General features: G+C 73.5%; 11 protein-coding genes. 3 read left to right on the forward strand and 8 right to left on the reverse strand.

Features of this window, described 5'->3' with window-relative positions; genetic code table 11:
• Positions 1 to 58 precede the first annotated feature (58 nt).
• Both J2X60_RS07065 and J2X60_RS07070 read left to right on the forward strand, forming a co-directional pair.
• On the forward strand, positions 59 to 703 hold the full coding sequence (locus J2X60_RS07065) for a class F sortase (RefSeq protein ID WP_309779610.1): 645 nt from the start codon (positions 59 to 61) through the stop codon (positions 701 to 703).
• Between the two features lie 206 nt (positions 704 to 909).
• On the forward strand, positions 910 to 2,967 hold the full coding sequence (locus J2X60_RS07070; RefSeq protein ID WP_309886922.1) for a sigma-70 family RNA polymerase sigma factor: 2,058 nt from the start codon (positions 910 to 912) through the stop codon (positions 2,965 to 2,967).
• Here the strand turns inward: J2X60_RS07070 and J2X60_RS07075 are convergent.
• The 7 genes from J2X60_RS07075 to J2X60_RS07105 all read right to left on the reverse strand — a co-directional run bounded on the left by J2X60_RS07075 (position 2,951) and on the right by J2X60_RS07105 (position 12,849).
• A complete protein-coding gene (locus J2X60_RS07075) occupies positions 2,951 to 4,420 on the reverse strand; it encodes an HD domain-containing protein (RefSeq protein ID WP_309886923.1) in 1,470 nt (489 codons plus the stop codon). The genes J2X60_RS07070 and J2X60_RS07075 overlap by 17 nt on opposite strands.
• 140 nt (positions 4,421 to 4,560) lie before the next feature.
• On the reverse strand, positions 4,561 to 5,889 hold the full coding sequence (locus J2X60_RS07080; protein WP_071296325.1) for an NAD(P)/FAD-dependent oxidoreductase: 1,329 nt from the start codon (positions 5,887 to 5,889) through the stop codon (positions 4,561 to 4,563).
• 32 nt (positions 5,890 to 5,921) lie between these two features.
• On the reverse strand, positions 5,922 to 6,131 hold the full coding sequence (locus tag J2X60_RS07085; RefSeq protein WP_070419019.1) for a hypothetical protein: 210 nt from the start codon (positions 6,129 to 6,131) through the stop codon (positions 5,922 to 5,924).
• 7 nt (positions 6,132 to 6,138) lie between these two features.
• The gene (locus tag J2X60_RS07090; protein ID WP_396127740.1) at positions 6,139 to 8,055 is read right to left on the reverse strand and encodes a DEAD/DEAH box helicase; all 1,917 of its coding nucleotides are present in this window, start codon (positions 8,053 to 8,055) and stop codon (positions 6,139 to 6,141) included.
• Positions 8,056 to 8,072: 17 nt separating this feature from the next.
• Entirely contained in the window at positions 8,073 to 9,323 is a 1,251-nt protein-coding gene (gene dinB / locus J2X60_RS07095) for a DNA polymerase IV (protein ID WP_309886924.1), read from the reverse strand.
• A complete protein-coding gene (locus J2X60_RS07100; protein ID WP_309886926.1) occupies positions 9,320 to 11,617 on the reverse strand; it encodes an FUSC family protein in 2,298 nt (765 codons plus the stop codon). The genes dinB and J2X60_RS07100 overlap by 4 nt, the downstream gene beginning before the upstream one ends.
• 74 nt (positions 11,618 to 11,691) lie before the next feature.
• Positions 11,692 to 12,849, reverse strand: a complete 1,158-nt coding sequence (locus J2X60_RS07105) for an acyl-CoA dehydrogenase family protein (protein WP_309886927.1) — start codon at positions 12,847 to 12,849, stop codon at positions 11,692 to 11,694.
• Positions 12,850 to 12,872: 23 nt separating this feature from the next.
• On the opposite strand from J2X60_RS07105, the gene J2X60_RS07110 reads away from it, so the two are divergent.
• Positions 12,873 to 13,667: an SGNH/GDSL hydrolase family protein gene (locus J2X60_RS07110; RefSeq protein ID WP_261647319.1), complete on the forward strand. Its 795-nt coding sequence runs from the start codon at positions 12,873 to 12,875 to the stop codon at positions 13,665 to 13,667.
• A 7-nt stretch (positions 13,668 to 13,674) separates the two neighbouring features.
• On the opposite strand, the gene J2X60_RS07115 is transcribed toward J2X60_RS07110, so the two are convergent.
• Positions 13,675 to 15,042: a serine hydrolase gene (locus tag J2X60_RS07115; protein WP_309886928.1), complete on the reverse strand. Its 1,368-nt coding sequence runs from the start codon at positions 15,040 to 15,042 to the stop codon at positions 13,675 to 13,677.
• Positions 15,043 to 15,067: the final 25 nt, after the last annotated feature.

A 15,067-nucleotide genomic window follows, 5' to 3' on the forward strand; every position in this document is an offset into this window, starting at 1 on the left:
GTCCGCACATCCAGCGCGCGACCTGCCCTGACCACCACCGATCCCTCGAGGAGACACCGTGCACGTCCGATCCGGTCGACGACCGTCCTCACTCCCGCTCGTCCTCGCCGCCGTGAGCGCGGTCACGATGCTCGGCCTCGGGGTCGGCGGGGTGGTCACCGCGACGAACTCGACGGCGCCCGGCACCGCGCGCGACATGCACGGCGACCCCGTCCGGCTCGAGGCACCCGTCGCGAGCGCGCCCGGAGCCCGAGCGACGTCCAGCGGGTCCGGACGCCTCAGCGTCCCGTCGGTGCACCTCGACGTCCCGCTCGGTGCACTCGACGCCGTCCGCGGCAGGATCACGCCGCCGGGGTTCCGGTCGGCGTACCTGGTCCGCGACGTCGGGGTCACCCCCGAGCACGCCGCCTCCGGCACCGTCGTCGTGGTGATGCACTCCCTGCGGGGCGGCGGCACCGCGCCGGGGAACTTCCTGACGGACGTCGATCGGGGTCGGAGTCGGGTCGCGACCGGCGCCGCGGTGACGGTCGCGGGCGTGGCGTACACGGTGACCGGCTCGACCCTGGTGGACAAGGACCGCATCGCCGACGACGCCGACGTGTGGGGCGACGTCCCCGACCGGTTGCTCCTCATCACCTGCCTCGAACACCCGGACGGCTCACCGTCGACGCAGAACCTCGTGATCACCGCCACACGGGCGTGACACCGTCCTCACCGGTCGGATCCACCGGGGTCGCGTGATGAAACGTCCGACCCGGACTCCTCGCATCCGAGAGCGGTGTGTTCAGATGGACGGCACCGCCCAGCCGGTGAACCCAGGACGAGGAGACGAACGACGTGCGCGGTGCCCCTGAGCCAGGCAGTGACGCTGCACTGATCCGGTCGACGCGTGACGGCGACCGGTCGGCGGTGGCAGCGCTGTGGAGCCGGCACCACCGTGCCGCCGTCCGGCACGCGACCGGACTCGTGGGCTCCTCGGACGCCGAGGACGTCGTGTCCGAGGCCTTCACGAACGTCATCGATGCGATCGAACGCGGGGCCGGTCCGGACGAACTCTTCCGCCCCTACCTGTACACGGTCATCCGCAACGTCGCCAACACCGAGTTCCGCCGACGCGCCCGCCACACGGACGCCGACGTCGACTTCGACGCCTTCGAGGACTCCGGCACCGACGCAGCGACGGAGATGGCCCGCGCCGCCGACCGCACGGCCCTGGGGCGAGCGTTCAGCACCCTGCCCGAACGGTGGCAGAGCGTGCTCTGGTACACCGAGGTCGAGGGACTGCGACCTCGACACGTCGCCCCGTTGGTCGACCTCCAGCCCGGAGCCGTCTCGTCCCTGGCGTTCCGCGCACGGCGGGCGCTCCGTGCGGCCTGGGTCCAGGAACACCTCGCGACGGACGGCCTGCCCGACGAGTGCCGTCGGCGACTGGCCGCGTTCGGCGCCTACGAAGCGGGCACGCTCACCGCGCGCGACCGTCGTCAGCTCGAGGCGCACATCCGCGACTGCGTGCACTGCCCGCCGGTGCTCGAGGACACCCGCCGACTCGCCGGACGGATCGCGGCGGCACTCCTCCCGCCGGTGGTCGGTCTGGGCATCGGCCACGCGGTGCTCCACGCGGACGCCCCCGCTGCGGCGGCCGTGTCCACCGCCCGCTCGGCCTCGGCGACGGGTGCTGCTCGCCGGGTGCCCCTACCGGTCACCGGACTGGTCGGCGTGGTCGCAGCGCTCGTCGTCGTCACGACCGTCGTCGCCGTCGCGGGGACGTGGTCCGACGACCATCCGACCGGCACGTCCACCGCCGGCGCGCGCGCACCAGGTGCCACGAACGGCTCGGCGCCGTCCGGTGAGCACCCCGCACCGGCCGACCGCACCGCCCCGTCCCACGTCGCCGAACCGAGTCCCCTGCCATCGCCCGGTCGCGACGACACCAGTGCACCGACGACGGTCCCGACCGCTCCGACCCCCGTCATCGACACGGTCCTCGGGGGCTCCTCCGCCGGGGCGTCCTCGACACCCGACGTCCGCACCGACGAACCGAGTGCGAGCCCCACGCCACCGGGGACCGGCGGATCCTCGACCACCGGCGGGGTCGACCCGCAGCTGCCGCGCTCCGCTCCCCCGGTCCCGGCCGAGGACACGATGCTCGTCGCCAGCCGGACCGTCGAGCTCACCGGGGAGGCGACGCCCGGCAGCCGCGTCGAGGTCCGCTCCGGCACCCTCACCGCCGCGACCACCACCGGGTCCGACGGCACGTGGAGGACCACGCTGCGGTTCTCCGGGGACGGGGTCGAACGGGTCAGCATCACCGCGACGACGCCGGACCACGCCACCTCGGTCCCCGTGGTCGTCACGGTCACCGTGGACACCACGGCTCCGGCGGCGCCGACGATCGCGACGACCTGGACGCCCACCGACACCACCCCGCCGGTGTTCTCCGGCGCCGCCGAGGCCGGCAGCACGATCGACGTCACCGTCGTCCGCGGCACGAGCGGCACGAGCGGCACAGGCGCCACGAACAGCACGAGCGGCACGAACAGCACGGCGACCGTGTCCACCACCACCGGTGCCGACGGTCACTGGCGCGTCGCCGTGGACGGCCTCACCCCGACCGCCACCGGGATCCGCGCCACCGCACGGGACGCCGCCGGGAACACCTCCGCGGCGACGAACAGCGCCCCCTTCGCGTTCGTCCCGACCATCGCCGACCCCGCCGACGGGAGCACCGCGACGGGCGGCCCGCTGCCGGTCACGATCACCGGCTGGGCGGACACCGACGTCGAGGTCGCCGTCGACGGCGCGCTCGTCGGCACGGTGTCGACCGGAGCCGGGGGCCGGTTCAGCGGGCACATCCGGCGCGGGGACACCGGGCTGACGCCGGGTCGGCACACCATCACGGTGCGCTACCGCGACGATGCGGGCGCGTCCACCGAGTCCACCACGGTGACGATCACCGTGGCGGACTAAGCCGCTCATGCAACCAGCGCTGAGCGCCCGCCGCGTCCTCGAAGCGGCCCTCGTCCTGCGCCTCGGCCGCGGCGTCCAGCACCTCCCGGAACCGCGGGCCCGGCGCGAGCCCCGCCGCGACGAGGTCCCGCCCGGTCACGAGGCGCACGCGGGGTCCCGCGGCCTCGTCGGCACGCATGACCGCGAGCCACGTCCACGCCGATGACGGCCCGGACGCCGCACCCCGTCCCTGCGAGTCCGCCTCGCACACCCGGGCCCAGCACTCGGCGGTCGCCATCGACCCGCCGAGACGACGGAGAAGTCGGCGCGCCGCAGGCACCGACGGCGCCGCACCGTCGGTCGAGTGCACCACCATGTGCTCACGCACGATCGTGGCGATGCGCTCGGTGAGGGTGCGCGGCGCGCCGATCCGCCGCAGCAGGTCGCGCGCCGCATGCGCGCCCGAGACCTCGTGCCCGAGGCTGCGGACCCGGACCGTGCCGTCGTCGTCACGCTCCCGCTGCGTCCCGTCGCCCGCCTTGCCGAGGTCGTGCAGGAGCGCGCCGACCACCACGACGGTGCGGTCCTCACCGGTGACGCCGTCGGCCGTGCAGGCAGCGGCAGCAGCGTCCGCCGCGAGCCCCAGGTGCACGTGCACGGGCCCCTCGGGGTGCCACCGCGGGTCCTGCGGCACGTCGCGCACCGCGGCGAGCCCCGGGAGGTGCCGCTCCCACCCGGTGTCGTGCAGCACCTGGAGCGCCCGCGACTGGTGGTCGCCCCGCGCCGCCTTCCGGATCTCCGGCCAGACCCGCTCGGCGGCCACGGACGGGAACGCGTCCACCAGCGACCGGGCGACGTCCACCGTCGAAGGGTCGAGCACGAGGTCGAAGCGCGCCACCAACTGTACGGCGCGCAGCACCCGCAGCGGATCGTCCCCGAACCGGTCCGAGGTATGTCGGAGCACACCCCGGGCAGCGTCGTCGATCCCACCGACCGCGTCGACGTACTCGTTCGTCGCCGGGTCCCACGCGACCGCGTTGACCGTGAAGTCGCGACGGACCGCGGCCGCGGCGAGCCCGTCGTCGTCGGCGTTCCCCGGCACCACCGCGACGTCGACGTGCACGCCCTCGACCACGACCTTGAGGACCTCGAATCGCGCGCCCGTGGTGACGACGACGGCTCCCGCCGCGCACAGGGCGTCGACGACCGAGGCGGTGTCCGTGCCGTGCACCTCGACGTCGACGTCGTGGTCGTCGACGATGGGGACCGCCCGCCCGGACGCACGGAACAGCGCGTCGCGGACCACCCCGCCGACGAGGAACGGTCGGCCGACACTGGCGAGCACGTCCAGGACCGCGGCGACGCTGCTGCCCACGCCCAGCGCTCGGGCCGGGTCGTCGGGTCCGGGGCAGCGGTGCACCCCGGTGGGGCGACGAACGGCTCGGCAGCGGGGGCAGGAGATGGTGGTGGTCACGTGCGGTGTCTTCCAGGACCTCCGTGCGGCGGCACCGAGGGAGTCAGTCTGCCGCACCACGCGCGTCGGCGCGACCGGACGACGGACGGGAGGCGCGGTGCCAGCCGGCACCGCGCCTCCCGTCCGTCAGGAACGCGCGTCTAGGACTTCGACGCCTCGACGAACGTGCGGCGCGGGTCGGTCTCCTTGATGAGGGACGTCGCGTCGCGACCCGACACGGCCCCGGTGACCCACCCGATCACGATGCGCACCTTGCGGTTCAGCGTCGGCATCGCGTACACGTGGTAGGCGCGGTGCGCGAGCCACGCGAGGAGGTTCGTCATCTTGATGCCCTTGATGTTCGCCGCACCCTTCGCGACACCGTACGACGCAACGGTGCCGATGGACGGGTGGCGGTACTCCTCGAGCGGCTTGCCCGTGATCGTCGCGACCACGTTGTCCGCGGCCACGACGGCCTGGCGGACGGCGTTCTGCGCGTTCGGCGGGTAGTACGCCGGCTGCTTCTCGGCCGTCAGGTCGGGCACCTGCGCGACGTCGCCGAGGCCCCAGACGCCGGGGACGACCTCGTGGGTGTCCTCGCTCTCGACCTGCAGCTTCGCGTTCGCGGCGAGGTGACCCTTCGGGCCGCGCGGCAGGTCGGACGCGTCGAGGAGCGGGTTCGGCTTCACGCCGGCCGTCCAGACGAGCAGGCCGGTGGCGAACTCGTCGCCGTCGGAGAGCTTGACGACGCCACCCTCGCAGCTCGGCATGGTCGTCTTCAGGCGGACGTCGATGCCGCGGGCACGCAGCGACTCGAGGGTCCACTTGGACAGCTCCGGACCGACCTCGGGTGCGACGCGGTCGAGCGCGTCGATGAGGACCCAGCGGGGGTGCTCGCCGGCGAGCGACGGGTAGGTCTTGATGGCGGCCTGCGAGACGTCGAACAGTTCGCCGATCGCCTCGACGCCGGTGTACCCGCCGCCGACGAAGATGCTCGTGAGCAGCTTGCGGCGCTCGTCCTCGTCACGGGTGGCAGCGGCCTTGGCGATGTTGTCGAGGAGCTTCGCGCGGACGTAGGCGGCCTCTTCGACGCTCTTGAAGCCGACGCCGTACTCCTCGAGCCCGGGCGTCGGGAACGTGCGCGTGACGGAGCCGAGCGCGACGACGAGCTGGTCGTAGCCGAGCGTGCGATCGTCGCCGCCGGCCGTGGCGATCGAGACGGTCTTGTCCGCCGAGGAGATCCCGGTGACCTTGCCCTGGATGACCCGGGTCTTGCGGAGCGCACGACGCAGCTCGAAGGTCACGTCCTTCGGGGCGATGTGGCCACCGGCGACCTCGGGCAGGAACGGCAGGTACGTGTAGTACGTGTTCTGGTCCACCAGCGTGATGCGCATCGGCACGGTCGCTGCGTGCTTCTGGAGCTGCTTGACGGTGGTGTAGCCAGCGGAGCCGCCGCCGAGGACGAGGACGTGAGGGATGGAGTCTGCCATTCCCCCGGTCTACCCGACTTCGGCTTGCGATGTCATGAGGTCCGCGGCCTGTCGCGGAGCCGCCACCACGCGGTCTCGGCGAGTTCGACGCCCGTGTACACCCCGTGGGGCGTCCGGCGGGACTCGGTGAGCGAGAACCGACGGAGCCGGTACCCACCGCCGAAGCGGTCGATGATCGCCTCGGGCGAGGACTCCGCGTCGCGCTTGACGTACCAGGTGCGGTCGTCGACGGCCTCGATCACGCGGTGCTCACCGGCGGCCGCCGATGCGGGAGCGCAGCACGTCGATGCGCTTCTGGATCTGCTCGATGCTCGCCTGCGCCACGGCCGGGCCACCGCTGATGCGGCGGAGTTCGGCGTGGATGGCCCCGTGCGGCTCGTTCGCGTGCCGGGACCAGATCGAGACGAGCCGGTGCAGCTCGGACCGCTGCTCCTTGATCGTCTGGTACATCGGGCGGTCCTCGGGCGCGGGGGCGGCTGCCTTGGGCATGCCGTCCTTCGGGGTGCGGCCCTTCGCGCGCTTCGCCTGCGTCGCCTGGCGTGCACGGAGCAGGTCGCGCACCTGGTCGGGTTCGAGCAACCCCGGGATGCCGATGAAGTCGAGTTCCTCGAGCGAGCCCACCTCGCCGCCGCTGCCGAACTCGCCGCCGTCGTAGAGGACACGGTCGAAGGACGCCTGCGAGTCGAGCGCCTCGAACGGCTGGACGTCGAGCAGGCTCTCCGACGCCCGGTCCTCCTTGTTGGCCTCGGCGACCATCGCGTCCTCGGGGTTGTACATCCCGTCGTCGGCGTCCTTCGGGCGGTCGAGGGCGTGGTCGCGCTCGAGTTCGAGGGAGGCCGCCAGCGCCATCAGCCCGGGCACGCTCGGCAGGAACACGCTCGCCGTCTCACCGCGGCGACGGGCACGGACGAAGCGGCCGATGACCTGCGCGAAGAAGAGCGGGGTGCTCGCGCTCGTGGCGTACACGCCGACGCACAGGCGCGGCACGTCCACGCCCTCGGACACCATGCGGACGGCGACCATCCATCGGGAGGTGTCCTCGGCGAAGGCACTGATCCGGCTCGACCCCGCTGCTTCGTCGGAGAGGACGACCGTCGGCCGCTCCCCCGTGATCTGCTGCAGGATGCGGGCGTACGCGCGGGCCGTGGTGGTGTCCGTGGCGATGACGAGGCCACCGGCGTCCGGCACACCACGGCGGACCTCGGTCAGGCGCTTGTCGGCGGCGGAGAGGACGGCCGGCATCCACTCGCCCTCGGGTGAGAGCGCCGTGCGCCAGGCCTGGGCGGTGATGTCCTTCGTGACCTGCTCGCCGAGCGACGCCGACATCTCGTCGCCCATGCGGGTCTTCCAGCGCATCTGGCCCGCGTACGCCATGAAGAGCACCGGGCGGACGACGCCGTCCTTGAGGGCGCGCCCGTAGCCGTAGTTGTAGTCGGAGACCGAGGTGCGGATGCCCTGCTCGTCGGGGGCGTACTGCACGAACGGGATCGGCGCGGTGTCCGAGCGGAACGGGGTGCCGGAGAGCGACAGGCGACGGGTGGCCTTCGAGAACGCCTCTCTGATGCCGTCGCCCCAGGTCAGGGCGTCGCCGCCGTGGTGGACCTCGTCGAGGATCACGAGCGTCTTGCCGCCGGCGGTGATCTTCTGGTGGACCTCGGGGTTCATGCCGACCTGGGCGTACGTGATCGCCACGCCCTGGTAGTGCCGGCCGAACATGCCGTCGCCGTTCTTGAACATCGGGTCGATCCGGATGCCGACGCGGTCCGCCGAGTCCGCCCACTGCCGCTTGAGGTGCTCCGTCGGGGCCACGACGACGATGCGGTCGACGGTGCCGCGGGCGAGGAGCTCGGTGGCGAGCCGGAGCGCGAACGTGGTCTTGCCGGCGCCGGGCGTCGCGGCCGTGAGGAAGTCCCGCGGCTCGGTCTCGAAGTACTTGGTGAGCGCTTCGACCTGCCAGGCACGGAGCTTCGACGCGGTGCCCCACGCGGCACGGTCCGGGAAGGCCGGCGACAGGTTCTGCACGGCCGAGTTGCCCGCCGCCTCGGCAGCGGCGACGGCCTCGTCGTGGGCGACGACCGCGTGCTCAGGCGCTGCGGTGCCGTCGTCCCACAGGGCCGCGGGCTGGTCCCCCGCCCCTGGCTGATCGGTGTACTCGGCTGCGCTCACTGCACGAGATTCTACCGTCACCCTTGGTCCTGCCGAGCGTGCGGGACGTGCCCCTCGGGCGTGCCGCGCACCAGGGATGCCGGTCGGAGCACGCCCGCGCCGAAGCGTGCGGCGACCGCGTCGATCGTCGTCTCGGTCTCGCGCCACGGCGCGTCGTCGTCCCAGAGCGCGTTGCTCGCCGCCGCCGGCACGAGGTTCTCGCCACGGACCCCGATGAGCCGGATCCGGTTGCCCGGCCGGTGCAGCACGTCGTACAGCTCGACGGCTTCGCGGTGCAGACGCTTGGCGACGTCGGTCGGCTCCGCGAGGGTGCGGGACCGGGTCAGCGTGGTGAAGTCGGTGTAGCGGACCTTGAGCGCCACCGTCCGCGCCTGGACGTCGGCCCGTCGGAGTCGCACGGCCACCTTGTCGGCGAGGCGCAGGAGTTCACGGGCGACGTCGTCGCGCTCGGTGAGGTCGTGGCCGAAGGTGACCTCGTGCCCGATCGACTTCTCGCCGACGCCGCTCTCGACCACGCGCGGATCGCGGCCCCACGCGAGGTCGTGCAGGCGCTGACCGCCGGCCGGACCGAGCGCGGAGACGAGCGAACCCAGTGGCGTGGTCGCGAGGTCCCCCACGGTGCGGATGCCGCGTCGTTCGAGGGTCTCCTGCGTCTTGCCGCCGACCCCCCACAGCGCCGACACGGGCTGCGGGTGCAGGAACGCCACGGTGTCGGCAGCCGGCACGACGAGCAGGCCGTCCGGCTTCGACCGACTCGACGCGAGCTTCGCCACGAACTTCGTCGACGCGGCGCCGACGGAGCAGTGCAGGCCCGTCTCGGCGTACACCGCCGCACGGATCGCCCGGCCGATCTCCCACGGGGTGCCGTACAGCCGGATCGCCCCGGCGACGTCGAGGAAGGCCTCGTCGATGCCGAGCTTCTCGACGCGGGGCGTGAAGCGGTCGAAGACGGCCATCACGGCGTCGGACTTCGCGCGGTACTTCTCGAAGTGCGGCTCGACGATGATCGCGTTCGGGCAGCGACGCTTGGCGACGGCCATCGGCATCGCGGAGTTCACGCCGTACTTGCGGGCCTCGTACGTGGCGGCCGTGACGACCGAGCGGTCGGAGTCGTGCCCGACGATCACCGGCAGCCCGCGGAGGTCCGGCCGGTCGAGCAGCTCCACCGAGGCGAAGAAGGCGTCCATGTCGACGTGCAGCACGCTCGCCGTCACGTCGTCGACGGGGGCGTCGGACACCAGTCGGTTGCGTCCGTCCTGCTTGCTCACACGGCGATGATGCCAGGACCCACCGACATAGCCCCGACGACCGTCGCGTGGTGGCGGTCGGCGAGCAGCGCGAGCGCCTCGTCGATCCGGCCGAGGGCGTGCGCGGCCGTCGCGATCGCCCGCTCGTCCGGCCGTCCGGAGGCGGCGGCCACCGCCTCGTCGAGCTGGTCGCCGACCCGGACCCAGACCGCCGGCGGCGTGGCGGACCGGGGTCCGGCCACGATGCCGTCGGCGAGCTGCGCGATCGAGGCGGCCAGGCGGTCGGCCGCACCGCGCAGGGCCGCTGGCGGGTCCTGCGGGGCCGAGCCGAGCCTCCCGGCCGCCTCGCGCGCGAAGGTCGCGGCCGCCTGCAGGGAGGTGCGCGTCCTGGCGTCGGCGCGCGCCGGCCCGCCGGTCGGGAAGCGGACCATCGGACGCAGGACGGCGTCCAGTTGGTAGGTGGCGGCGTCGACCGCACGCGACCGGGCGCGCAGCTGACGGGAGGCGCGGTCCGCCTCCGTCGTGTCGGCCGCGTCCGCCTCGTCGTCGGCTTCGACCCCTACCAACGCGAGCACGAACGCGCGGACGGCGACCAGCTGCCGGCGCACCGCGCGCCGGAAGACGGCACGGGTGGCGATCGGGAACACGACCGCGCTGACGAGCACCGCGACCGCGGCACCGAGCAGGTTCTCGGCGAGCCGCATCGGGATGAGGGAGTCCGTGAAGGTGCCGGAGAACGCGTACACCTGGCAGAGGACGACGACGAGGCACGCGGCCCAGACCGAGTACGCGCCGCCGAAGCCGTACGTGCCGACGGCGAGCAGGACGCACACGAGCACGATCGTCACCCACGGGTGCGTCGTGCCGAGCAGGTGCACGAGGACGATCCCGACCGCTCCCCCGACGACCGTCCCGACGCCGCGGTGGAGGCCCTTCCGGATCCGCTCGTGCGTGGTGTTCGTGCCGGCGAGGACGATCATCACGCCGATGACGCCCCAGTAGAACCGGCTGCCGTCGAGCAGGAGGGCGAGGGGTTCGACGATCGCGACGGCGATGGCGGCGTGGACGGCGGTCCGGAGCGACGCGGTGAGGTGCCAGCGGTGCCACGGGCTTTCGGCGACGGCATCCGCGACGACCGGCACGGCTCCGGCCGGGCGCCCGCCGGCGAGGATCACCGGCGTGGCGAAGGGCACGCCGGCACTGTGGCGGGGCAGCTCGTCGCGGAGCTCGCGCCACCGGAGGCCGGCGGACCGCAGGTCGGCGAACTCGGCGGCCATGCGGCGGACGATCGCGGTCGTCCGGGATCCGTCGTCGGCCGCCGAAGCCGTGATCCCGTAGCGGGCGAGGAGGGTGTGCGCTGCCTCCTGGCCGTGGCTGCCGCCGTGCCGGAGGACGAGCGTGACGGCCCGGAGCGCGGCGTGTCGGACGTCGGACGGCGCGCCCTGCTCGACCAGTGCCCCGGCCGCGCGGCCGAGTTCGTCGATCGCGAAGTGCGTGTCGAACACCAGGCGGTGCAGTTCCTCGGCGGTGGTGTCGGCGTCGACCCCGCTCGCGGCGAGCATGCCGTCGACCGTCAGGGCGATCTCGTGGTACCGGTCACGAGCGCGTCCGAGCCGGCGGAGGGCTCGGCGGCGGGCGCGCTGGTCGTCCGCGGCAGCGCCGACGGCTCCGGCGGCCAGGACCGCGGCGGCGGCCTCGAGCACGTCGGACCCCCGGGCGACGAACCCGCGACGGGTCCGGAGCAGCGCCCGGTGCGGGTCCGGCCGGAACAGCAGGCGGACGACGATCGTCACGGCGAGGGAGCCCGCGACGACGAGCCCGAGCGGGACGACGCTCGTCTCGGGCAGGGGCAGCAGGAGTCCGCAGAGGTACCCGGCGAACCCGACGATCGCCGCGTCCGCCGCCCACACGCCCCACGAGGCCGCCGCGAACTGCACGAACAGCAGCACCACGATGAGGACGAGTTCGAGGAGCCGGAACGGCTGCAGGGCGATGCTCCCGGCGAGTGCGACGACGAACGGCACGAGGACCGCCGCGGTGCGTGCGGCGGTCCAGCCCGTGCTCGGGTCGACGATGACGAGGCAGGTGATGAAGGCCGGCATCGCGCCGATCATCACGCCGAGGATCGCCGGCAGGCCGAACGCCGTCGCGATCGCGTACCCGACGGCCATGCCGGCCGGGACGGCGACGAGCGTGCGGAGGGCACCGTCGGTCTTCACGAGCCCGGGGTCGAGTGCGAGGGCACGGTCCGTCAGTCGCTGGGTGCGGGTCCGTCGCCGCGGGGCGGTCCGGTTCGTGGTCTCGGTCCTCGGCACGCTCCGGCCGCCTCCTGTTCACTGGGGAGGCCAATGGTACCGCAAGCGAACTAGTTTGGGGCGCGGCGGCGACGCTACGGCGCGAGCGGCCCCAGCACCGACGCCGCGATCGTCCGCGCCGCCGAGTCCCGCGACGACGGGTGGTACTGGCCCGCCCGGACGTCCCGGGCCAGGCGCGCGAGCTCGCCACCGGCCCGGTAGGCACCACCGCCCACGACCCGCATCGCCTCGTCCACGACGTGCTGCGCCGCGTCGACCGCCCGGGCCTTCGTCCCGACGAGCAGCGGGAACCACCGCGGCCCGAGGTCGTCGAGCTCGTCGACCGACCGGGCGAGCGAGGTCACCTGCAGCTCGATCGCGTCGACCGTCCCGCGCATGTCCGCGATCGCCCGGCGCACGTCCGGGTCCGCGGACCGCGGTGTCCCGTCGAGTGCCGTGCGCGACCGCACCGCCGACACCGCGAGTGCCACCGCACGCGCGGCGATCCCGACGTACACCGACGCCACGAGCAGCTCGAACGCCGCGAAGACGCCGAACACGAGCGGGTCCTGGTTCGGCCCGACCGGCAGGGTCCGCACGATCCGGTCGGCCGGCACGTGCACGCCGTGCAGCTTCGTCGTGCGACTCTGCGTCGCCCGCATCCCGAGGGTGTCCCAGTCGTCGAGGTGCTCGACGTCGCCGTCGGACCGCAGCACGAAACCGTGCACGAGCTGCGGCTCCGGTCCGGACCCGTCCTTGCCGAACACGCTCAGCACGTCCCACGCTGGGGCCAGCGAGGTGAAGACCTTCGTCCCCGTGAAGCGGTAGCCGCCGTCGCCGTCCGGCTCCGCCGTCGTCAGCGAGTCGAAGAGGACGGCGTCGTTGCCCGGCTCGCTCACACCGAACGCGAGCAGGTGGTCGTCCGCCGCGTGGTCGGTGACAGCCTGGAGGAACGACCCACTCCGCGCAGTGACGGCGCGCGCCGCCTGCACCCAGACCTGGTGCATCCCGAGCCCCAGCGCCGTCGCCGGTGCGGCTTCCGCGAGCCGCCGCTGCACCGCGGTCGTCGCGGCGAGCCCCAGTCCGGCACCGCCGCGTTCGACGGGCACCCCGAGCCGCAGGTAGCCGGCCGCCCGGAGTTCGTCGAGGTCCTCGGTGCAGAACGCGTTCGCGGCGTCGTAGCCGGGGGCGCGGGCGGCGATGCGCTCCAGCAGCTCGTCGCCCAGCACCGCCGCGGGGTTGGCCTTCGTCATGCCACGAGACTATGGTCCGAGGCGTGTCAGATCGTCATCCGTGGTCCAGGTACGTCGCGATCGGTGACTCGTTCACCGAGGGGATCGGCGACCCCGACCCCACCGTCCCCGGCGGGAACCGTGGCTGGGCGGACCGGGTGGCCGAGGTCCTGGCGAACCAGTCCGAGGACTTCGCCTACGCCAACCTGGCGATCCGCGGGCGGCTCCTGCAGCAGATCATCGACGAGCAGGTCGAACCGGCACTCGCCCTCCGTCCCGACCTCGTCACGGTGTCGGCCGGTGGCAACGACATCATCCGGCCGGGCTCCGACCCCGACGAGCTCGCCGAGCGAGTGGACGCGATGGTGTCCCGGCTGCGGAGCGACGGCGCGACCGTGGTGCTCTTCACCGGTCCGGACGTCGGCATGACCCCGGTGCTCGGGATGGTCCGCGGCAAGACGGCGATCTACAACGAGAACCTGCACGCCATCGCGCTGAAGCACGGCGCCCTCGTCGCGAACATGTGGGCACTCCGGGTCCTCCGCGACCCGAGGATGTGGGCTCCGGACCGGCTGCACCACTCCCCGATGGGCCACGCGACCGTCGCCGCCGCGGTGCTGGACGCGCTCGGCGTCGAGCACGGGCTCGAACCGTTCAACCCCGAGCCGCTCGAGGCCCGTCCGTGGCGGGAGGCCCGCGCCGAGGACCTCGGCTGGGCGCGCGAGTACCTCGTGCCGTGGGTGGTCCGGCGGATCAAGCACACGTCCTCGGGCGACGGCGTGACCCCGAAGCGACCCGAGCTGCAGGACGTCGTCGAGCACAAGTCCGACACCCCGTAGCGCTCGATCAGTCGGCGGGGCGGCGCAGCGTCAGCGGACCGTCGTGCAGCGGCTCGGTCACCCACGACGCGGAGGCGGTCCCGGCCGCGAGGTCGATGCGCACGTGCGCGAGGTGCGGCGTCTCCACGAACCGGACGTCGACGAGCACGGCGCCGTCCGGTGCGACCGCACCGCTCGCGGCGAGGGGACCGTCGACCGCCCACTCCCCCTCGCCGACCGGCACCGAGAGCGTCCCGCCGTCGACCTCGAGGTCCGCGCGCCACCGGTCGCCGTCGCGCGTGAAGCCGATCCGATCGATGTCGTCACCGCGGAACGGACCGGCACCGAGGTCGGGGAGGCGACCGCCCTGCACCGGGGGCAGTCCCAGGGAGGCGAGCCGCGCGTCCAGGTCCGCATCCGCGGACGCGTCGAGTTCCGCAGCGTCGACGGCGGGCAGGAGGTGCTGCCAGGCTGCGTCGAGGACGGCCTGCATGTCGAGGCTCTGGCCGGTGAGCGCGAGGACGACGTCCTGCTCCGGCAGGACGACGCAGAACTGGCCGTAGGCGCCGTCGCCGCGGAAGCCGTGGCGGGCCATCCAGAACTGGAAGCCGTAGCCCTGCGACCAGTCCGGGTTGCCCTCGTCGGGGTTCGCCACCTGCGTGCTCGTGGCGGCGGCGACCCAGTCCTCGTCGAGGATCCGCTCGCCCGCCCACACGCCGCGCTGCAGGTACAGCTGGCCGAGCGCGGCGATCGCCGAGGTGGGGGCGTAGCACCCGCTGAACCCGAGCTCGGCGCCGGTCTCGTCCCGGCGCCACGCCAGGTCGTCGATGCCGAGCGGGTCGAGCAGCCGCGGGCGCAGGTAGTCGACCAGGGTGCCGCCGCTGACCCGCCGGACGATGGCGGCGAGCGTGTAGGTGCACGGCTGGTTGTACGCGAAGACGGAGCCGGGCTCCTCGTCGGGCGGCGTGAGCAGGAACCCGCGGACGAGGTTCTCCGGGTCGGCGGAGCGGGCGCGGTCGAGGGCTTCCTCGCGGTGGCCGCTCGCCATCGCGAGCAGGTGCCGGACGCGGATGCGGCGGCTGCGTTCGTCGGTGATCTCGGCGTCGAGGTCCGGGAAGTACGAGAGCGCGGTGGCGTCGAGGTCGATGAGTCCCTCGCGGACGGCGATCCCGACGGCGGCGGCGGTGAAGCTCTTGCTGAGCGAGTAGAGCAGGTGCACGCGGTCCTCGGCGTAGGGCTGCCACCAGCCCTGGGCCGCCACCTGACCGTGGCGGAGCAGCACGATGCTGTGGGGTTCGACGTCGGGCGTCGACTCGAGGGCGTCGAGGAACCGGGCGACGCCACGGGCGTCGATGCCGAGGGCGGACGGGGTGGACCGGGGGAACGTCGTCGTCACCCGTCCGACACTACGTCGCCGGGGG

The sequence above is a fragment of the Curtobacterium sp. 320 genome (assembly GCF_031455235.1).
Lineage (GTDB): Bacteria > Actinomycetota > Actinomycetes > Actinomycetales > Microbacteriaceae > Curtobacterium.

Excerpts from the sequence above, each read along its gene's own strand:
- J2X60_RS07080 (WP_071296325.1), bottom strand. The coding sequence starts at position 5,889 with ATGGCAGACTCCATCCCTCACGTCCTCGTCCTCGGCGGCGGCTCCGCT.
- J2X60_RS07105 (WP_309886927.1), bottom strand. The coding sequence starts at position 12,849 with ATGACGAAGGCCAACCCCGCGGCGGTGCTGGGCGACGAGCTGCTGGAG.